The sequence below is a fragment of the Streptococcus sp. 27098_8_12 genome, from assembly GCF_041432115.1.
GTDB lineage: Bacteria > Bacillota > Bacilli > Lactobacillales > Streptococcaceae > Streptococcus > Streptococcus parasanguinis_V.
The window spans coordinates 14,226-35,209 of the sequence record NZ_JAPVZA010000022.1 but is presented as its reverse complement, the minus strand read 5'-3'; the positions used below and the strand labels follow the sequence as shown (position 1 = coordinate 35,209).

Below are 20,984 nucleotides of genomic sequence, written 5' to 3'. Positions count from 1 at the left end.
ACGAATTACCGATTTCTGTCCCACTCTCTTTATTTCATATAGATCATCCCTGTACAGGATTGCTCGGAAAGTTCAACAAAGCCCAGGGATTGGTAAAAGGCTAGATTTTTCTCGCTACGTTCAGTGGCAAGGAGCCGTTGATAGACATTTGGGAAGGTCGCTAAAGCCTCTTTTAAGAGTTTCTTTCCAATGCCTTGGCGCTGGTGATCTGGTCTTACCAAAAGGTCCTGCACAAAAATAACCGAGTGGCCATCACCTACTAAGCGAATGTAGGCGACGAGCTCTTTCTCATCATAGACGGCCAACTGCCAGAGACTAGCTTTGACAGCTTGTTCCAGCATAGATGGGTTGTTGGTATAATTGGTCCAACCCACCGAGCTGTAGAGTGCGAGTAGGTCTGTCATCGCTGGAATTTCTTTTTTATAATCTAACATCTTAACTCCTTTTTAACCGATAGTGCTGGAAGAAGGCGATATCTCGGTAAGGGGACTCTTGGCAAACAGATAGCTCCATCTTGAGCATAGACTCTCGCCAGCCTTCTTGGTCCTTGAAGCGGTTGTCCTGCAAGGCATAAAAGACACGGATCCCTTGGTAGTCCTGAACTTCGAGGGCTAGATCGTCTACTTCTCTATCTAGATCATAGGCCTGTGCCAAACCCATGGAGTGGGTTTCCAGATCTTGACCGGTTAAGAGATCAAGCGCCTTCTGAGTATCATTTTCAAAGACGACGGTCTGTAGGACGCGGCCAACCTCATTGTGCTTGACGATAGAGAGCAGGCCTCCTGGTTTTAAGAGACGGGTGAATTCCTTGAGAACATCCTTGCGATCCTCCACATACTCCAAGACATTGTGGCAAAGGATGACATCAAAACTGGCATCTTCAAAGCTCTCTATCTGCTCCAGACTTCCGACGAATTGCTGGTAGGGATGGTCCTGGGCCCGCAAAGCCACCATTTCCCCATTAGGCTCCACAGCTAGGACTTCATTGTCTTGCGCCAGGTGGTTGGCCACCAGGCCAAAGCCACTGCCAAAATCAAGCACTCGCTTTCCCTTGATGTCCTTCAATTGTTCAAAAAGGATATCATAATAGATCTGTCCCCAGGGTTGCCGGAGGTTTTCTAAATAGGCTTGAATATTCGCGGCCATCGATCTCCTCCTATTTGAAATTGAACATCTTGCTAGCTAGCTTGTCCGAGATGCGTGGGAAAAGGGTATAGAGCTTGTGGGTCAGGTTCAAGAGCCAAGGCAGATTGAGCTCACGTTTTGCTTTTACAAAGTTCTTCACGATCTTCTTGGCCACAAAGTCCGGTTCCAAAATATAGCGATCCACAGCTTTGACATAGCTTCCGTCTGGGTCTGCCTGATCAAAGAAAGTGGTCCGAATGGGGCCTGGATTGACCGTCGTCACATGGACACCAAAGGGCATGAGTTCTAGACGCAGGGCATTCGAGAAGCCAATAGCTGCAAACTTAGTCGCCGAATAAAGGCTGGATTTGGCAGTTGCAACGAGCCCCGCCATACTGACGATATTGACAATGTGCCCCTTGCCTGCTTCCTTCATGTGCGCACCCATCAAGCGTGAAAACTGCATGAGGGCAAAGGTATTGACCTCAAACATGGCATGGATCTGCTCATTGGTAATCTGGTCAAACTCTTCAAAGATCCCATAGCCTGCATTGTTGACCAAGATATCGATCTGCCCGTAGCGCTGATAGAGCTCTTCTACCAAATCTTGGACGGCTGAGGAATCAGTGATATCGATCCCGATGCATTCAGCTTGAGGATGACTGGCATAGAGCTTTTCCAGTTTTTCTTGATTTCTGCCTAGGAGAATCAGCCGATCTTCAGGGAGGAGCTTGACCATTTCTTGGGCCAAACCTCCACTTGCTCCTGTTATGAGAATGGTTCGCATCTTAGATCTCCACTTCTTCCAAATCTTTGACCACATAGACATTTTCAAAAATGCTGGACGCATCCTTGCGCAATTTGCTGATGTCCTTAGAGAGGAAGCGAGCACTGATATGGTTGAGTAGAAGTCGCTTGGCCCCTGCTTCACGCGCCACTTCTGCTGCCTGCATATTGGTCGAATGCCCATGCTTACGAGCAATCTTCTCATCACCCTTGCCATAGGTAGACTCATGGACGAGGACATCCGCATTGACTCCAAGGCGGACGCTGGCATCGGTCTTTCTGGTATCTCCTAGGATCGTGATAATCTTACCAGGCCGAGGGGCTGAAATATAATCCGCCGCAATGATCTTGGTGCCATCTTCCAGGGTGACATCTTGTCCATTTTTGACCTGACCAAAGAGTGGACCAAAAGGAACCCCTGCTGCCTTGAGCTTGTCTGCGTCGAGCGTCCCTTCGAGGTCTTTTTGCATGATCCGATAACCCACGCAGAAAATGGTGTGGTCCAAAGCTTCCGCATAAACTGTGAATTTATCAGTTTCTAAAATCTTGCCCAGAGAATGCCCATCGAATTCATGAAAATGAATGCGGTAAGGCAGGCGAGAGCCTGATACGCGAAGACTAGTCATCACAAAGGATTTGATCCCTACTGGTCCATAGATATCCAGATCCGTCTGCTCTTCATTGGCCTGAAAGGCCCGACTAGATAGGAAACCTGGCAAACCAAAAATATGGTCTCCGTGTAGGTGAGTGATAAAGATCTTGCTAACCTTTCGCGGACGAATGGTCGTTTCTAAAATTTGATTCTGTGTCGCTTCGCCACAATCAAAGAGCCAGACTTCATTGATCTCGTCCAGCAATTTGAGCGCTAAGCTCGATACATTACGGGCTTTTGAGGGTTGCCCAGCTCCCGTTCCTAAAAATTGAATGTCCATTGTCTACTTTCTATCTATATAAATCATGGCCGTCCGGTTCTCTGAACGGAAAGAAAGGTCGCCAGGGTAGGCTTGCGCTAACTCGAGGAGCTCTTCTTGGTTATATCCTGACAGTTTCAAGCGTCCATCTTCCAAGGTCATCAAGTCAGTTAGGGCTGAGAGGGCTTCTGTTTGAGTGACCACTTCTGGTTCAGCCTCTTGCAAGCAGATCTTGCCATCTTTTTCAAAGACCAAACAATGTGGAAAGATCTCTGCAATTTCGAATAAAATAGCAGGGGTGATATCCTCTGTTGGATGTTCAGCAAAGACACAGGCTAGCTCTTCATTTACGTAAGCCAAGCCATAAGACTTACCTGATAAGTTGAGGCGGATAAAGGGCTTCCATTCATCAAAGCTTTGCTGAACTGTGAATAAGTCAAATACCCGACTCAAGTCCAAGAAATAATCCATGGCCTCCTTGGGGCTCTTCTTTTGATAGAGCTCTGCGAAATAGGCGTTGATCACACTTGGGGGAGGCGTAATCACACGGAGACGCAATTCCTCAGGGATTGTGCTTAAAAGATTGGTCAGGTAGACCCGATCGAGGCTGGTATAGCCTCCATATTTTATTGCTAAATCAACGTAATCCGTCATAAAATTCTTCCAACTTCCACTTATTTTTCTCTGCGATATAGCCTTGAATGACCTCGACATCCTCTTCAAATTCGCGCTGGTCAATGATCGCTACTGTTTCTAGATCATGTGTCCGATAAGATTTTGAAAAGGGAACGCGAATGGTAAAGGGAACAAAGAGTTCTCTCAGTTTTTCTAGAAGCAAAGCCTGGAGATCTTCACGGGCTGTCTCAGAGCGTGCTGAAATCAAGCTAAAAGGTGTCTGGGTTGGTGTAAAGTCTGCTACTTTATCTGCTTTGTTGTATAGCGTCAAGCGAGGGATCTCCAGCATACCCAGATCCTTCATGATCGAAAGCACCGTCTTTTCATGCTCTTCATGATTGGGATCAGACGCATCGATGACATGGACCAGGAGGTCCACATTCTTACTTTCTTCCAAGGTTGACTTAAAGCTTGATACCAACTCTGTTGGTAGATCTTGGATAAAGCCAACCGTATCGGTCAGCGTCACTTGCAAATTGCCTGTTAGATGGATGCTCTTGGTTGTGGCATCCAAGGTCGCAAAGAGTTCATCGGCTTCATACTGGCTCTTACTGGTCAGCTGATTCATAATGGTCGACTTTCCTGCATTGGTATAGCCGATCAAACCAATCTTAAAGACAGGTGATTCCAAGCGTTTTTCACGAAGGGTTTCCCGGTTCTTTTCAACTGCCTTGAGCTGACGCTCAATATCGGTGATTTGATTGCGAACGCTCCGGCGGTTCAACTCCAACTGACTTTCCCCTGGACCACGAGAACCAATTCCCCCAGCTTGACGGCTGAGCATGATCCCTTGACCGACAAGACGTGGCAAAAGGTATTTGAGTTGGGCCAAGTGCACCTGCAACTTCCCTTCATGACTCCTAGCCCGCATGGCAAAGATATCTAAAATCAACTGCATCCGGTCAATGACCTTGACCCCAAGGATTTCTTCTAGGTTGACATTTTGACGCGGGGTCAGGCGGTTATTGACCACTACCGTTGTAATCTCATCTGCTTCGACCATTTGGGCGATTTCTTCTAGTTTTCCTGAGCCGACAAAGGTCTTGGTGTCGTATTTCTCCCGCTTTTGTGTGTAGGAGCCCCGGACATCCCCACCAGCTGTTTTAGCCAGGCTCGCCAACTCCTCCATAGACATGTCAAAATTGTCCATGCCTTGAAGTTCCACACCGACCAAAAGGATGCGTTCTTGTTTTTTTTCTGTTTCAATCATGCTGTAAAAACTCCTTAACATCTGCAAGAACCTGCTTCTTGAAGTGGGGGGCAGAAATGGCGTAAAAGGTCACTTCCATTCGATTTCGAAACCAAGTCAGCTGCCGTTTGGCAAAGCGCCGCGTATTGCGCTTGAGGATCTCACTGGCCTCTTCAAGGCTCTGCTCTCCCTTAAAGTAAGGAAAGAGTTCCTTGTAACCAATCCCTTTAGCTGCCTGAACCTCCGGATGGTCATCATAGAGCCACCGGGCTTCATCCAGCAAGCCTTCCTCTAGCATGCGATCTACTCGGCGATTGATGCGATCATAGATCAAGGACCGTTCATCATCTAGACAGATGAGATAGGGTTCATAATCGGTCTCTTCGTTTGCGAGGTCCTGCCCAAAATGCGCAATTTCAAGAGCCCGCATGGCCCGACGGCGATTGAGCTGAGGAATCACAAGTCCTTGCTCCGCCACTCTTTGGTACAAGTCTTCATCCGACAGCACGTCTAATTGAGCGCGATAGGCCAGAATCTCTTCATGAGGAACTTCACCACCTAGATGATAACCTTCGAGCAGACTTTGGATGTAAAGACCAGTCCCACCTGCAATGATAGGAAGCTTGCCTCGAGCTGTGATATCCTCAATCGCAGCCTTAGCTTCTCTTACAAAATCAAAAGCCGAGTAAGACTCGGTCACCTCCCGGACATCGATCAAATGATGGGGAGCTGCAGCTTGCTCTTCTGGTGTCGCCTTGGCTGTTCCAATATCCAGCTTGCGATAGACTTGTTGACTATCGCCACTAATGATTTCACCATTGAGGGCTTGCGCCAAATCGATCGCAAGAGCTGTCTTTCCAACAGCGGTCGGTCCCACAATCACAATTATCTTGGTTTTCATCGTTTTTCCTTGCAAAATTCACGTTTTTTCGTTACCATATATTATAACATAAATATTTAAAGTTCAGAAAAGGAGAAATTCTCATGGCTAAAGGATTTGGTAAAGGTTTTGTTACTGGTGTTGCTGGTACAGTTGCTGCTGTCGCAGGTGCAGTTTACACATTCAAGAAAAAAGTAATCGAACCAGAAGAACAAAAAGCAGCTTTCATCGAAGAAAACCGCAAAAAAGCAGCACGTCGCCGTGTCTCACACTAATCATTCAAAAAGCTCCGGGAAACCGGAGCTTTTTTTGTGTGGTTGTTAGTTGCTTTTACATTTTAATAAGTCAGTCGAAATATCCAATGAATTAGTCAAGTAATCCTACAATTCACTATGTCATCATTTATATATTTTTCTTTCCGCAGTGACAAAAGTACCTGAAACAGGAGCTGTTTCAGGTACTCGGAATTATTGAGAGTAAAACAGTTCGGGGAACTGTTTTAGCCTGAGCTAAGAATTTCAAGAGCGAAGGGGCTCAATAATTAGCTATGGAACTTCGTAGAAGTTCGCTAGCGTCCGCTGTCACCTAAGGAAAGATAAAATATAAATAAAGATTTCACCGTTCTTTGATCATTTTCGTTGCGATCTCCAAGAGTTCGACCCCCATCTGAAAATGCTCGTCTAACAAATCATAGACGGCATCTTCGGACAAGACACCACATGGTAGATCTGCTGGAAAGTCAGCTTGATTGGACAAGTCCAAATCATCAAAATAGACCTGACTACTATAATAATCGCGAAGTTGGATATAGCTTTCTTGATGCTCTCTTAGCTGATCCACTGCTTTTTTAGTTTCTTCCAAAGTTTTGGCATAGTCATTCAAATAACCTTCCATTCTTTGGATCCGTTCGATGTTTTCCTGTGCAATTGCCATGATTTACTCCACTTTCACCACTTCTAGATGGGGGCCACCTAGAAGCACGAGGTATTTTTCTACTTGCTCTTTGCCATAAGAACGACGAAGAGCTTCTGCATAGAGATCGAGCTGATCCCGGTAGCGTTCGACCAATTGACTAGGAACCTTGTAGTGATCCGTCTTGTAATCAAAAAGTAGGATCCGGTCCTCTAGCACCAAATAACCATCCAAGATCCCCCGCACGACAAAGTCCTCACCACTAGCTGGATCTTTCTTCAGCATGGCAAAAGGAGCTTCGCGGCGGACTCGAGAGGCTTCTTTTTGAAGCAAGGTCCCCAAAGGTGTCTCATAGAAAGCAAGGATGGCCTCTAGCTTGATGCGGGCTTTGACCGCTGGCTCTGCTTGAACTTGCTCTAAAGCTTGATGCAGTGTATCCAGCGTGATTTCTTCTTCAAGAGGCACGCGCTGCATGAGTTCATGGACAGCACTACCGACTTGGGCTCCTGTCACAGCTTTTTCTTGCCCAAAAGTAGGAAGCTCAAAGTCAGGCGTTACAATCTTAGCATCCATGATCTGGACGCCATTGGCATCCATGACCGGCTCATAGAATTTCTTGATCTGACTAGGGGTACGGACACTTGGTAAATGAATGGCCGGAGCATAGAGCTGATTGAGGCGATCAACATTTTCCAAGATATCCAAGGCCCGACGAATATCCTCTGACTGACGGATATCCTTGAGCTGATCAAGCCGAGAATCCTTCTCCTTCTCTAGTGGCTCCAGTTGGTCCGGTGTCAGGTCTTCGTCTGTCACAAAACGTGTGTCATAGGCCAGAGTATTCTTGGTAAACACATCTTGAATGGCAAAGAGCCAGTCCTGATAAGAGGTCCATTCTTTTCGCTTCTCTGGATCTAGCTTGCCATTGCGACTGGTCCCCCAATCGGCATCACGCAGTTTGTCCTCACGGCCTTTTCCGACCAGATAGAGCTTGAGCTCGGCCCGTGTCATAGCGACATAAAGAAGACGCATCTGCTCAGAAATTGTGGCCAATTTTGTTTCTTCCACATTGCGTTGGTAGCAAGGCGTTTCGATCTGCAGGCGAATGGTTTCTGGAGCAGCAGGATTCTCTGTCTCAACCGGCAGGTTCGCAACATATTTAAAGCCAATCCCTTTTTGACGACTGAGAATAATTGGCCCCGATTGATCCTTACGGTTAAAAGCCTTGTCCATATTGAGAATAAAGACGTACTTGAATTCCAGCCCCTTACTCTTATGGACGGTCATGAGCTGAACAGCATCTTTTGGTGCTGCAAGAGGGACGCTGGCCAAATCGTGTTCATTTTCGATCACCTTGTCGATCATGGCAATGAAGCGCGACAAGCCCTTAAAGCTGGCTTTTTCATAATCATTGGCCCGAAGCGTCAAAGCGTAGAGATTGGCCTGGCGCTGGGCTCCATTTGGAAGGGCGCCGACATAGTCATAGTAATAGCGATCCTCATAGATTTTCCACAGCAAATCATAGAGCGAAGAGGTCTTGGCAGCAGCCCGCCAAGTGGATAAAACCTTGAGGAAGTTCTCAATTTTAGCAAAGAGCTTGGCATCGATCAGCTTTGCATGCTCTGCAGTCTGTTCAAGGGCTAACTGGACCTTGTGGTAGAAGGCCACTTGCTTTTGCTCTGGAAGGGTCTGCAAGGAAATCCGTGCCAAATCATCTTCATCAAAGTCAAACATGGGGGATTTCATGAGAGCAACCAAGGGATAATCATGCAAGGGATTGTTAATGGTCCGCAAGGTATCCAACATGACCATCACTTCCAGTGACTCAAGATAATGCGCCTGTCCGCTATCTGCCACAATCGGAATATGGTATTGGTCAAAAGCTTCCAGAATCGCATCATTTCGAGTTCGAGTCGCAGTCAAGAGCGTAATCTCTTTAAAGGGCACTTTTTCTACCCGATGGAGGCGTAAAATTTCTTTGATGACTAGGAGAATTTCTCCCTTGGAAATCGTCTCGACTCCAAGAGGAGCTTCCTCGTCTTCGGTCTTTTCTTCCTGATCTTGGGAGCCATCATAGAGCAAAAATTCTGCCCGATGTTGAGGCAAGGCCATCCGCTGCTTGTCACTTCCTGCAACCAGATAATGGGTTTGATTGTAGTCAATCTCGCCCACCTCTTCGTCCATCAAATGGCGAAAGACATCATTGGTCGCATCCAATACTTCCACATGACTCCGGAAATTTTCCTTGAGGAGGATCAACCGCCCTTTCGCCCCTTCTTCTTGGTAGGCCTTAAATTTATCATTGAAAATCTGTGGATCTGCCTGACGGAAGCGATAAATCGATTGCTTGATATCCCCCACCATGAAGCGATTGTGGCCATTTGACAGCAAGTCCAACATCCGCTCTTGGGTATGGTTGGTATCCTGGTACTCATCGACCATGACCTCATGATAGCGCTCTTGAAAGGCTTGTCTCACCTCTGGGAATTGCTCTAAAATTTGAATGGCAAAGTGACTAATATCCCCAAATTCATAAGCTTTTTCTTGGATTTTTCGCTCCAGATAAGCGCGAGCAAAGTCTTTGATAAAGTCCCGGAGCAAGGAGAGCATGGGGCCTTCCTCTTGGTGGAAGGTTTGTTGAAATTCCAACTGATAGAGCTGGTTTCCCAAGTCTCTGAGGCGATTGATATGAATAGTTTTTTCCTGGTTATAAGCCGTGACTAACTCTTTCAACTCTTCCTTACGGGCTCTATTGGTCAAGGCTCCCCCATTTGAAGCCCGGCTAATCGCCACGACTGCCTTTAGGACAGAGGTCAGTTGTTCTTTATTGGTGGGACCTGTCAGGCTTCCAATCTGATCGAGCACCTCTTCTACAGCTTCCAAATACTTTGCCTTGCCAAATGCTTGGCCTTCATTGGACAAATGAAAGGCAAAAAAGCTTTCTGCTTCATAAAGGGCCTGCTGGATGCTCTCCATCAGATCGCCTTCAACCTGGTCAAAATCAGTCTCCTCATAGCCTTTTAGGAAATGCTCCTCCAGCCATTTCTCCGGATCACTGGTCGACTGAAGAAAGTCATAGATCTGGTAGACCTGTTCTTTAAACAAGGTCAAATTTTTGCGCTGGCCGGTGAAATTCTTGACCATCTGCACAAAGGCTTCTTGGTTTTCCCCCTGGTAATAGCGATCAAAAACAGCTTGAAAGACTTCATTTTGTAAGAGGCGTTGCTCACTAGCATTTTGTAAAATGCGAAACTGAGGTGCCAACCCAAGCAAATAGCCATAGCGCGTCACGACTTTTTGGGTAAAAGAGTCCATGGTTCCGATATCGCTGGTGGCGACATCTGCGATTTGACGGGCCAGGTGTTGCTTGAGCTCTGGGTCATCGCTCGCTTGCAGGGCTTTTCCAAGTTCACTTTCCAAACGCTCCTTGAGCTCTCCGGCTGCCTTGACTGTAAAGGTCGAGATAAAGAGCTCCTTAATCGAGATGCCTCGCTGCATCTGATCCAGTATCCGCTGCACCATGACAAAGGTCTTTCCTGATCCAGCAGAGGCTGACACCAAGATATTGGTCCCCGAACTATAGATGGCATCGATCTGTTCTGGTGTCCGCTTTTGCTCTTTGGTAGAAGCTGCCTCTTGGGCCTGAAGGGCCTTGATTTCTTCTCTTGTCAAAAATGCTTGTTTGATCATTTGTTCAAGACCTCCTTCATCTTCTCGATCCAAGCGGCTTTCACCTTTTCACCGCGTATTCCTTTTTGGTCTAGTTTGGTCAAGAATCGTGCCTGACCGAGGTGACGATCGGCTTCAAATCCTGTGATGGATTTAAACTGCTCCACATATGGTGCGATATTGCGTCCATTTTCACTATAGGGATTGATGGCAAATTGCCCCTTGAGGATCCCTTCTGCCGCTGTTTTATAAAGATAAGCGTTGTACAAGAGGAGCAAGTCCAGTTCCTCCTTACTCAGCATCATGGCCTTGTTCTTATCATAGACCTCGCCCAGATAAGGCGCCTGATCTGCCATAAAGAGCCCCTTGTACTGTTGACTTTTCATGGTTTGGTTGATGGCATCATCGACCGTCTTGGTCTTTTTCAGATCCACTATGGGATCTCCCATTTCCAAATACATGGCGCCGAAAATCCCCTTCTCTTCTTGGTATTCCTTCAAATCCTGAATCGCAGAAAGATAGGTCGGCAATTGAGAATTCAGTCCATTAAAGAACTTGTCATAGTGAAATTGTGTCAGACTGGACTTATAGTCCACGACTCCGAGGGCTCCCCGATCCCTCAATTGATCAATGCGGTCCACCTTGCCTCGTAGCTGTAGGAGACGGCCATCGGACAATGGATAAGAGGTGTGGGTACTTCCACCAAAGAGGGTCTCCTCACCGATGATCTCGATACCATTTTGCTGGGCGAGGACACGCCCCGTTGTTTTCGCGGTATCAAGAAGCAAGTTGCGAATAAACTCGGTCTCTCCATTTTCACCATACAATTGCTGGAACTCTGCTTCTTGGCTGGTTTCTCGAATCGCCTCGTTTAAACGCCGATCAAATGCTTGATCGGAGCTGTCTTTTAAGACTTTTTCAAAGATCCGGTGCAAGAAATTCCCATGACTGCGGGCGTCTGGCCGGATGGTTTCATCCTCTTGTAAGCCCAAGACATAGCGCAGATAAAAGGCATACTGGTGCTTGTAGTATTCATTCAAGGCCGAAGCGGATAAGGTCAAGGCTTTGCCCTCTGGATAGAGCGCTTGAAGCGTATCCGCCTGAAGCTGGTGACTCTTTAATTCCGTTGAAATTTGAGGAATCTGGATGCCTTCAGCGGCTAATTTCTTGCGCAAGACCCGTACCGCCACACCCCAAAAGCTAGCTTCTTCTGCAGACAGCTCACTCGTGATCTCTTCTTGATAGAGTTCGATCACCCGCGCTAAGAGGGCCCGGTAGGTCCCGATATCATCACTCGAAGCTTGGGCTTGTTTGGTCGTCCACTCGATAGCAATGGGCTCCTTGGCCAATTCTACAAGGTAAGGAGAGACACTATCTTCCATTTCATTGACCAAACTAGGGGCCGATAGGACCAGTTGGTTGGTCGCCGCATTGAGGAGCGAAACCGCCACAAAGCGATTTTTCTTAAGATTTTCGCTGGTCACCACCTGGAGCTCTGCTCTTTCTTGAGTGGCCTCATTGAGCTGCTGGCGCTCTTCTTCACTGAGTAGAGAGGTGTTCTGGACAATCTTTGGAAAACGCTCCTGGGTCAGCCCGATCGCGTAGACATAAGGCGCTGTCAAGGGTTCAATCAAGTCATAGGACTGAACGGTCACCACATCGACCGTAGCAGGAATTGTCCGGTATTGGGACAATTGCATCCCCGATAAGAGGAGGGCCAAAAAGTCATCTCCGGTCAGCTCTTGGTCCTCAAAGACCAGGTTCAACTCCTCTAAAACATGGAGAAAGGCCTTCCAGACCTGGTCATAGCGCTCCTGCTCCTCCAAGGCTAGATCCTTTATCAAAGCTTGTAGATTCTGAGAAAGCTGGGCCTCTTGCAGAAACTCTGTAAAGGCGGTTAAGAGTTGGGTCACCTTTTGTTTACGTTGTGAAAAGAAAGGAACTAGAGGTTCTACGACGCGTTCCCGGAAAGTATTGAGTTCTTCCAGATTAAACTTACCCTGACGATTGCTAGTAAAAGGCTTGTGAAATTTTGTAGCACCCTTTACTTCCGCAAAGCGAAGGTACTGCTCAAAAGCATCGACTTCTTCTTGCGTCAGATCACTATACAGACTCGTTTTCAACAGATTGATGACGTCTTCTGTCTGGTAATTGAACTGCTTGATCCGCCCTAGCGATTCAATGACCTGAATCAAGGGATGGTGGACCATGGCTTCACTTCGTCCCAAGTAAAAGGGGATCTGATACTGGTCAAAAATGGTCTTGAGCTGCAGTTGATAAGCTTCTACATCGCCTAACAAGACCCGAATATCCCGATAGCGTGCCCCATCATGAAGACGCTGACGGATGGATTTAGCGACATATTCCAACTCTTCTTTTTGTGTATTGGTTTGCCAGAGTTGGACCGCTGTTCGATCGTCTTCTTTGAGCTCATTTTCCACTTGTGAAAAATCATAGCGCGCTTCTAACATGCGGGTAATGCGACTAAAGGAGTCTTCGATCGCTTGCCCACGATACTGTGGCTGTACCTCAAAAGTCTTTGCCAGCTGGAGGAGAAAGTCAACACTGGCTTGGTAAAGATTGCCCTCTCTAAAGGTTGCCCGATATGCTTTTTCACTGGCATAGACCCCGATGACAATCTCCACTCCTTTTCGATGAAGGAGACTAATCAAAGCCTCTTCTTCCGCAGAAAAACGCGTGAAGCCATCAACGACGATCGCCACATCCTTTAATTGCTCCTCTAAGTGCCCTGCTTCGACCTGATTGAGGAAAAAGGCAATCTTGGACTGGGATTCATACCGGTTCTGGACTAGCATCTCAGAGACCGCTTCAAAAATCGCCAAGAGGTCCTCTCTTTTTTCAGCTTCCTCGAGCATCTCTAAATCGGTAAAATCCATCTGTGCCGTCTGCAATTCATGATAGAGCTGGACCAGTTGCTGGATAAACTGAGGATCCTTGCGCAGGGCCCCGTAAACTTTGAGATCCTGCTCCTTCATCTGGGACAGAGCTTTAAAAAATAGCATGCCTAGACCGATGTCATCCAAGGGTTGCTCCTCAAAAACCTGATTCAGGATGAAATAACGGGCCATTTGCGCAAAGCGCGTGACGGTAATGGCAAAAGAAGCCTGACCTTTTAAATAGGACAAGACCTTGGCTTCTTTTTCAAAGGAAAGAGAGTTGGGTGCAATGTAAAACACACGCTTGCCATCTTCTACTAACCCTACGGCTTCTTGTGTCAGGACCTGGGTCAAGGGGGTCCGAACATCCGTATAGAGTAATTTCATCCGATCCGTTCTCCTTTTGGTATTTTCTTGAGAGCTTGTTATCTTCTTATTATATCATTTTCACAGAAGGGACTAAAGCAAGAAGCCATGCTCATCTTGGCCCAATTTTAGGAGATTTGTGCTACAATAAAAGTTGAAGAGACAGAAAGGATACCACCTATGACCAGCATTTATGATTTTTCTTTAGAAAACCAGAATGGGGAGGAGATTCCCCTTTCTCACTACCAAGGTAAGGTCCTCATCGTGGTCAATACAGCAACAGGCTGTGGCTTGACCCCGCAATACCAAGGACTGCAAGATCTCTACCTGCGCTACCAGGAAAAAGGACTTGAAATTCTAGACATTCCCTGTAACCAATTCATGGGGCAGGCACCAGGAACGGCAGAAGAAATCAATAGCTTCTGCAGCCTCAACTACCAGACCACCTTCCCACGATTCGCTAAAGCCAAGGTCAATGGTAAAGAAGCCCTTCCTCTCTATGACTGGCTTAAAAGCCAAGCAGCTGGGCCACTGGGCAAACGCATCGAATGGAACTTCGCAAAATTTGTCATCGACCGACAAGGCCAAGTCGCCCAACGCTTCTCCTCCAAAACAGAACCAGCTGCTATGGAAGACTTGATCCAAGACTTACTTGAGAAATAAGCAAAAAAAGGAAAGAATGATGTTTGAATAAACGACATTCTTTCCTTTTTCTTATTGTATTCATCTATTCAGTCCAATCTTCAAGAAGGTTGTTTGTTTGACTAAACTTTTAATTGAACCAATAAGAGATCGTTACTTTTCACTTCCCTCTTTCTCACTACTGTGTTTTTCTTTATACTTATCGGAATCCTTCGTAAAGAGTTTCTGGGGTAAATCAACCAACCAATCAAAAAGACGGTCGCCTACAAATTGAATAGCTAGAAGAATTGCAGTTGCCACTATAAAGCATAAAATGATGTAATTATCAACATTTGCCATTTTTTTAGCCTCCCTATTTTCATACCACTATCATTGTCTATTCATCTTGAGTGTTTTCTGAGATCTTGGTTAATAATGCATCTATAATAGCAGGTGAGACTTTTCTCTCTTTTAAAGAATACATCCCCTTAGGCTCAAAATGCATTTCCATATTTAATAGTTGTTTCCCATTTAGAAAGATCATACTACTAAAGGAACTTTGTACCGTAGTATCATGCTGATCATAGATAAAACTTCCGTTATCTATCTTTGGATCTATATAAGGAATATAATAGATTGCAGTTCTACTAGAAGCTGATTTTTTCACCGCTGGAAGTTCGTTTTGTTGGTAAAAAGATGAATTTAAATAAGTATCTAATAATTCTTGAGCTTGTCCAGAATTCTGGATATGAAATTTTACTTCCCCTCGATTATACGCACCCAATATTTCAATACCTGTATGGTCATATACATAAGCTTTGAAATTCAAGCCACCAACTTGTTTGTTATCTTTATCGAAAAATACATATGTAACAGATACGCTTTTTTCGGAATCATCATAATCCCAAACACCTTCATCATTTAGTTTAACACTAGTCACACCGTATTGCGACATAACCTCTTCCAAATCTTTATCAGACAGTATCTTCTCTAGCTGATCTGCTGTTGTGAATCTAAGGTTTTCTTCTTCACTATCGCTACTAGTTTCTGAGCTCATCGAATCGCTAGTACTAGGACTACTACTCTTTGAAATAGTCGATTTTGAACAAGCACCTAAGCATGCCAGTATTAATAAAACAACACCTATTTTTTTCAGTTTTTTAAATTCCATTTGTTTTCCTTTTCTATTTATACAAACTCCCTAATCTCTTTATTCAATAGGGATTGAATAAAGCGTGTAACGACAATAAATCTACCCATTTATAAATAACAATCGTTTATCAACATAAAATTACGCTTTTATTCTACCATCTTGTCTTATCTTTGAAAAGCTTTTTTGGAGAAATATCCTGCAATTATAGACCTTCTGACACTTATATATAACTGAGATAGTTATTTTTTTCTATAGCCAATTTGAAAGCCCAATTCACGCTTGCTACAGACTTGATCCAAGAATTGCTTGAGGAATAAGCAAAAGGCCTGAGAGTGAAGTCAGGATTTTTGATGAATGACTATTTATTTTTTTAGAATGTTGACAAATTGTTTTTTACTTAAAACAACCTAAGTGATGTAGAAAAATAAAAACTGATAGATACTCATAGGCTCATTCAAACATACATTGAAACTTTCCGCCGTGAGAAAAGTTTTAGAAACACGATTGTTTCTAAAACTCGGGAGTTTTGGAACCTTGGGTCCAAAACTAAGTCATGGAACTTCGTAGAAGTTCGCTGACGTCCGTACTCACCTAAGGAAAGTTTCTAAGAAGTCATTATCCATAAGCCAAAAAAGCCTGAGCCAATGCTCAAGCTTTTTTTCTTTAATCAATTTCAAGTCCACCGGTGTACAAGCGGTAATAGGTTCCACGTTCTGCCATCAAGGAAGCATGATTGCCTCGCTCGATGATGCGTCCGTGGTCCATTACCATAATCACATCGGAATTGACAATCGTCGATAGACGGTGGGCGATAACAAAGACTGTCCGACCTTCCATCAAGCGGTCCATCCCTTCTTGCACCATCTTCTCTGTCCGCGAGTCGATAGAAGACGTCGCTTCGTCCAGAATCAAGACAGGCGCATTGGCAAGGGCTGCACGGGCAATGGCGATCAATTGTCGTTGACCATTTGATAGGCCAGCCCCATCATCCGTCAAGACTGTCTCATAGCCCTGATCCAAGTGCTTAACAAAGGAATCCACATTAGCAATCCGAGCTGCTTCAAGGATCTCTTCCCGTGTTGCATCAGCACGGCCATAAGCGATGTTTTCCGCAATCGTACCAGTAAATAAGTGAGTATCTTGAAGAACGATTCCGAGGGAACGACGAAGAGAATCTTTCTCAATTAATTTAATATCGATTCCATCATAGGTGATCATTCCTGACTGGATATCATAGAACCGGTTGATCAAGTTGGTGATGGTTGTCTTTCCTGCACCAGTCGCTCCGACAAAGGCCACTTTTTGACCCTTATCCGCGTACAAGTTGATGCCATGAAGGATTTGTTTTTTCCCATCATAAGAGAAATCAACATCATCAAAGACCACATTTCCGACCATCTTGACAAGCTGGTAATCACCATTTGGACGAGGGTGTTTCCAAGCCCATTTGTTGGTTTTCTGATCGGTTTCGACCATTTCTCCATCGACCAGTTCATAATTGACCAACGTCACTTTTCCTTGGTCGACTTCTTCTTCTTCGTCCAAAAGATCAAAGACACGATCTCCACCAGCCAAGGCCATGAGGACAAAGTTCAATTGTTGAGAGACCTGGGCAATCGGACCTGTGAAGGAACGGTTCAATTGCAGAAAGGCCATAAGACCACCAATGGTTAAACCACCGACGCCGTTTAGCGCAAAGAGTCCCCCGATCAAGGCTGTTAGAACAAAGGAAACATTTCCCAAGTTCCCAAGAATTGGCATGAGGACATTGGCATAGCGGTTGGCTTGGTAAGAGGATTCAAAGAGTTGGTCATTGATCCGATCAAAATCTTCAATGCTTTCTCTTTCATGCACAAAGGCCTTGACCACTTTTTGACCAGACATCATTTCTTCAATAAAGCCGTTCTCAATCCCCAAGTTCTTTTGTTGGGCGCCGAAGTAACGACCTGACTTGCCAGAGACATCCTTGATGATAAAGACCATGACAAGAACCATGACAAGAACAATCAAGAACAGCAGCGGACTCACTGTCAGCATGGTAATCGTTACCCCAAGGATGGTAATCGCTGAGGATAAGAGTTGAGGAATAGATTGTTCAATCGCTTGGCGAAGGGCATCAATATCATTGGTATAGATGGACATGATGTCCCCGTGTTGATGGGTATCAAAGTAACGAACTGGCAGTTTTTGCATACGGGCAAACAACTGATTTCGAAGACTTCTAAGCGAGTCTTGAGAGACCGTCGCCATAATCAAGGTAAAGCCATAGTTGGCAAGTACCCCGATCAAACAGATCAAACCAACCTGTGTCAAGAAGGACAAGAGCGGTCCAAAGTCATGGCTGTTGGACGAAAGCATAGGCTCCACATAGACGTCGACCAAAGACTGAATCGAAGCTGTCACATTGACCGTCGCAAGAGACGATAGAACGATCAAGATAGAGGAGATAATCAAGGACAACTTGTAGTTTTTCCAAAGGAAGTCGAGCAGGCGAAGGATTGAGCCTAGATTTGCTTTTTTCTTAGTTTTCATCTGCTTCTCCTTTCCCTTGTGTTTGCATTTCATATACTTCTTGGTAGATGGCATTGGTCGCAAGCAATTCCTCGTGACGACCGATGGCATCAATCTGACCATCATTCATCACGATGATGCGATCCGCATCTTGAATAGAGGAAATCCGTTGACCAATGATGATTTTAGTGGTCTCTTTTAAGCTAGTGGCCAACCCTTGACGAATCAAACTATCGGTCTTGGTATCAACCGCCGAAGTCGAATCATCCAAGATCAAGATCTTCGGATTCATAAGAAGGGCACGCGCAATACAGAGACGTTGGCGTTGACCACCAGAGACGTTGGATCCCCCACGCTCAATCATGGTATCATAACCCTCTTTGAAATCTTGAATAAATTCATCGGCTTGGGCAATCTTACAAGCTGCGATGATCTCTTCATCCGTCGCATCTTTCTTACCCCAGCGCATATTCTCTTTAATAGTACCAGAGAAAAGGACATTGGTTTGAAGAACCATCGCCACTTGCTTACGAAGGGAATCAAGGTCGTATTCTTTCACATCGTGACCTGCTACTGTCACTTGACCAGACTCGACATCATAGAGACGAGGAATCAACTGTACTAGGCTCGATTTCCCTGATCCTGTTCCTCCCAAGATGCCAACGACTTCCCCTGAACGAATGGAAAGATTAATGCCTTGCAAGACATGGGTCTTGTCGCCATTTTCATCAGTATAGGCAAAAGTCACATCCTCAAAGTTGATCGATCCATCGGCAACTTCTTTGATCCCATTTTCCGGAGAGACAATGGTCGCTTTGGTCGTCAAGACTTCATTGATCCGCTCGACCGAGGCCATGGAAATCGACAACATGACAAAGATCATCATAAACATCATGAGCGACATGAGAATGGTCATGGTGTAGCTAAACATAGAGGTCAAATTCCCAGTAGAGAGTTGGCCACCAACGATCAGATGTGCCCCAATCCAAGAGATCAAAAGGAAAGAAGCATACATGGAAAGCATCATAGCTGGGCTACTCAAGACAACGACACGGATAGCCTTCATAAACATGTTATAAATCCGGCGTGAAGCTTTTTTGAATTTAACGGTTTCATCTGCTTCCTTAACGTAGGACTTCACCACTCGCATATTGGTGATGTTTTCTTGAATGCTGTTGTTGAGATTGTCATAAGCTTCAAATACTTCTGTGAAGAGCGGATACACAATCTTCATGATGATGCTTAAGACAGCTGCCAAAAAGATGGTCACATAGACAAAGATCATAGCCATTTCCGCATTGATCATGAAACAAGCCACAATGGCAAAGATCAAATTAAGCGGTGCCCGTACACAGATCCGAATGACCATTTGATAGGCATTTTGCACATTGGTCACGTCCGTCATCATCCGAGTGACTAACCCACCTGATGAGAACTGATCAATATTTTCAAATGAGAAGGTTTGAACCTTTTTGAAAATAGCCCGACGAAGGTTTTTGGCAAAACCAGCCGATGCATAGGCGCCATAACGGGCAGACTGCATCCCACAAAAGAGGGAGAGAAAGGCACAGACCAGCATGAGCCCACCGTAAAACAAAATATTGTTCATGTTTCTTTGTTGAACACCCTGGTCCAAAAGACTCGCCATGACAAAGGGAATCGAAATCTCAAACATGACTTCAAAGACCATGAACAAGGAAGCCAAAAACGAGGGCTTCTTGAATTCTTTGATCTCGGAAATTAAGGATCGAATCATTATTACCTCCAATGTTATTCATACTTTTTCCTGCGGTAGAAGCAAAGCTTCTTTCCATCGAAAATAGGTCAAAACACACAAAATTCCCTGAGGGAAAGACCCTAGGGATTACGCGTTTTTTATAGTCTTCATTGTAACCTAAATTGCAAAAAAATGCAAGATTTTTAGACAGCATCCGTTTTTCTGTTTATCTAGTACAAAAGAGGCTAGGACAAAAGTCCTGGCCTCTCAATTGTCTTTAGATTGTCGAGCAAGACGCAGTGGTTGAGTGGGCTCTACTACGCTGATTTCATCAGCTTTTACAGCCCTACTCAACTGTGCGGAGGTGGGACGACGAAATCGAATTCTAACGAATGACCGATTTCTGTCCCACTCTCTTTTCTATTTATTCTGCTAAGAGCACTTCTTTGATGGTTTGTTTTTGGAGTTTTCTGTTGGATAGATAAAAGAGGCTTTCATAAACCACCACAAAACCTATTAAAGTCCAAAAGCACACATTCCCATCAAAGTGATGCTCAATCTTTTCAGGAACCGTATCTTTGATCACACCGATCAAGATTTCCATGATACCGTATTGATAAACCGTCCCAAGAACAAATCCAAGATAGGCCCACAAACGATAGGGAGCGAGAATATGACTTTGGCATTCACGATCGGTGTAGCCAAAAGCCTTCATAAGAGCCAAGGTTTCGCGACTTTCAGAGACCACAATCCCCAATGACAAAAAGAGTATCGAGAAAGAAAGGATCAAGCCAATCATGATCATCATGGTTTGGATGATATCATCTGTGTAATCTCTTAAGCCAAAGGACAATTGAACCATGGCCGCAAAACACATGGAGCCAAAGACCACAAAAAACAAGATCGATTTTCTCCCCCAAATCAGTGATGAGGACAGCTCTTTTAAGAAGCCTTTCTCTTTCTTAGGAGCCCGCTTGCTCCTTTTGACCTTGATCGGCCTTGGGGACTTTTTCAATAAGCGAAGCGCTGGCGTTTGTAGTTGTCTTCTAGCATACCCAATCGCGAGAAGCATAAAGAAGATCGTTGGTAGGATCACCAAAGCAAGCAAGAGCTGCCAACGAAAATGAATGGTGATTTCTGGCAGGACCCCCTTCTCATTACGGAAGTCATAAAAATGTCCCATCATGAGAAATGAAGTGAAATAGCCAAGAAGCGCTCCAGCTCCAAAACTGAGTCCAAAGGCCCAAAATCGTTTCGCCAACTGGCCATTGCTGTATCCCAAAGCCTTTAAAATCCCTAATTGTTCCTTATGGTCATCGACAAATTGTTTGATATAAAAACACATGAGAAGGATCGACGTCAAGGACAAGACGACCCCACTGACCATGGCCACCATCCAGGAAAGCGAAACCTGGGCATCATAGTAGGTCTGAATCATGGGATTGGTTTTCGAAATCTCCAACTGCTCGATATCTAGGTAAAAATTCAAGAAGAGATTGGCCACAAAGACCGCACAAGCTCCAATGATACTGACGACAACTAATTTTCGAATATCTTTTACTGAAAACATAG

General features: G+C 45.1%; 17 protein-coding genes. 2 read left to right on the top strand and 15 right to left on the bottom strand.

Annotated features, from left to right (window positions below; genetic code table 11):
• Nucleotides 1-29 precede the first annotated feature (29 nt).
• The 7 genes from O3629_RS09040 to miaA are packed head-to-tail and all read right to left on the bottom strand — an operon-like array spanning nt 30 to nt 5,587.
• Nucleotides 30-434 carry a GNAT family N-acetyltransferase gene (locus O3629_RS09040; RefSeq protein ID WP_371609071.1) on the bottom strand — a complete coding sequence of 135 codons (405 nt, stop codon included), beginning with the start codon at nt 432-434 and terminating at the stop codon, nt 30-32.
• Between the two features lies 1 nt (nt 435).
• Nucleotides 436-1,146, bottom strand: coding sequence for a methyltransferase domain-containing protein (locus O3629_RS09035; RefSeq protein WP_371609070.1), 711 nt, complete (start codon nt 1,144-1,146; stop codon nt 436-438).
• A gap of 10 nt (nt 1,147-1,156) precedes the next feature.
• Complete coding sequence (locus tag O3629_RS09030) at nt 1,157-1,912, bottom strand: SDR family NAD(P)-dependent oxidoreductase (protein ID WP_371609069.1); 756 nt, start codon at nt 1,910-1,912, stop codon at nt 1,157-1,159.
• Nucleotide 1,913: 1 nt separating this feature from the next.
• Nucleotides 1,914-2,843: a ribonuclease Z gene (rnz, locus tag O3629_RS09025; RefSeq protein WP_371609068.1), complete on the bottom strand. Its 930-nt coding sequence runs from the start codon at nt 2,841-2,843 to the stop codon at nt 1,914-1,916.
• 3 nt (nt 2,844-2,846) lie between these two features.
• Nucleotides 2,847-3,476: a cystathionine beta-lyase gene (locus tag O3629_RS09020; RefSeq protein WP_371609067.1), complete on the bottom strand. Its 630-nt coding sequence runs from the start codon at nt 3,474-3,476 to the stop codon at nt 2,847-2,849.
• Nucleotides 3,460-4,707, bottom strand: coding sequence for a GTPase HflX (gene hflX, locus O3629_RS09015; RefSeq protein WP_371609066.1), 1,248 nt, complete (start codon nt 4,705-4,707; stop codon nt 3,460-3,462). Before hflX ends, O3629_RS09020 begins: the two co-directional genes overlap by 17 nt.
• Nucleotides 4,700-5,587, bottom strand: coding sequence for a tRNA (adenosine(37)-N6)-dimethylallyltransferase MiaA (gene miaA / locus O3629_RS09010; RefSeq protein WP_371609065.1), 888 nt, complete (start codon nt 5,585-5,587; stop codon nt 4,700-4,702). The genes hflX and miaA overlap by 8 nt, the downstream gene beginning before the upstream one ends.
• A gap of 83 nt (nt 5,588-5,670) precedes the next feature.
• On the opposite strand from miaA, the gene O3629_RS09005 reads away from it, so the two are divergent.
• Complete coding sequence (locus O3629_RS09005) at nt 5,671-5,841, top strand: DUF3042 family protein (protein WP_003002781.1); 171 nt, start codon at nt 5,671-5,673, stop codon at nt 5,839-5,841.
• A gap of 340 nt (nt 5,842-6,181) precedes the next feature.
• Here the strand turns inward: O3629_RS09005 and O3629_RS09000 are convergent, their stop codons facing one another.
• The 3 genes from O3629_RS09000 to rexB are packed head-to-tail and all read right to left on the bottom strand — an operon-like array spanning nt 6,182 to nt 13,431.
• Nucleotides 6,182-6,499 carry a DUF4298 domain-containing protein gene (locus O3629_RS09000; RefSeq protein ID WP_049475317.1) on the bottom strand — a complete coding sequence of 106 codons (318 nt, stop codon included), beginning with the start codon at nt 6,497-6,499 and terminating at the stop codon, nt 6,182-6,184.
• Between the two features lie 3 nt (nt 6,500-6,502).
• A complete protein-coding gene (gene addA, locus O3629_RS08995) occupies nt 6,503-10,168 on the bottom strand; it encodes a helicase-exonuclease AddAB subunit AddA (RefSeq protein ID WP_371609072.1) in 3,666 nt (1,221 codons plus the stop codon).
• Nucleotides 10,165-13,431 carry an ATP-dependent nuclease subunit B gene (gene rexB, locus O3629_RS08990; RefSeq protein ID WP_371609064.1) on the bottom strand — a complete coding sequence of 1,089 codons (3,267 nt, stop codon included), beginning with the start codon at nt 13,429-13,431 and terminating at the stop codon, nt 10,165-10,167. Before rexB ends, addA begins: the two co-directional genes overlap by 4 nt.
• Before the next feature lie 159 nt (nt 13,432-13,590).
• On the opposite strand from rexB, the gene O3629_RS08985 reads away from it, so the two are divergent.
• The gene (locus O3629_RS08985) at nt 13,591-14,073 is read left to right on the top strand and encodes a glutathione peroxidase (protein WP_371609063.1); all 483 of its coding nucleotides are present in this window, start codon (nt 13,591-13,593) and stop codon (nt 14,071-14,073) included.
• A gap of 132 nt (nt 14,074-14,205) precedes the next feature.
• On the opposite strand, the gene O3629_RS08980 is transcribed toward O3629_RS08985, so the two are convergent.
• The 5 genes from O3629_RS08980 to O3629_RS08960 all read right to left on the bottom strand — a co-directional run bounded on the left by O3629_RS08980 (nt 14,206) and on the right by O3629_RS08960 (nt 20,982).
• The gene (locus tag O3629_RS08980; RefSeq protein ID WP_041826380.1) at nt 14,206-14,391 is read right to left on the bottom strand and encodes a hypothetical protein; all 186 of its coding nucleotides are present in this window, start codon (nt 14,389-14,391) and stop codon (nt 14,206-14,208) included.
• A gap of 37 nt (nt 14,392-14,428) precedes the next feature.
• A complete protein-coding gene (locus O3629_RS08975; RefSeq protein ID WP_371609062.1) occupies nt 14,429-15,202 on the bottom strand; it encodes a hypothetical protein in 774 nt (257 codons plus the stop codon).
• 645 nt (nt 15,203-15,847) lie between these two features.
• Nucleotides 15,848-17,716, bottom strand: a complete 1,869-nt coding sequence (locus tag O3629_RS08970) for an ABC transporter ATP-binding protein (protein WP_371609061.1) — start codon at nt 17,714-17,716, stop codon at nt 15,848-15,850.
• Nucleotides 17,706-19,451 carry an ABC transporter ATP-binding protein gene (locus O3629_RS08965; RefSeq protein WP_371609060.1) on the bottom strand — a complete coding sequence of 582 codons (1,746 nt, stop codon included), beginning with the start codon at nt 19,449-19,451 and terminating at the stop codon, nt 17,706-17,708. Before O3629_RS08965 ends, O3629_RS08970 begins: the two co-directional genes overlap by 11 nt.
• Before the next feature lie 385 nt (nt 19,452-19,836).
• Complete coding sequence (locus O3629_RS08960; protein WP_371609059.1) at nt 19,837-20,982, bottom strand: FtsX-like permease family protein; 1,146 nt, start codon at nt 20,980-20,982, stop codon at nt 19,837-19,839.
• Nucleotides 20,983-20,984: the final 2 nt, after the last annotated feature.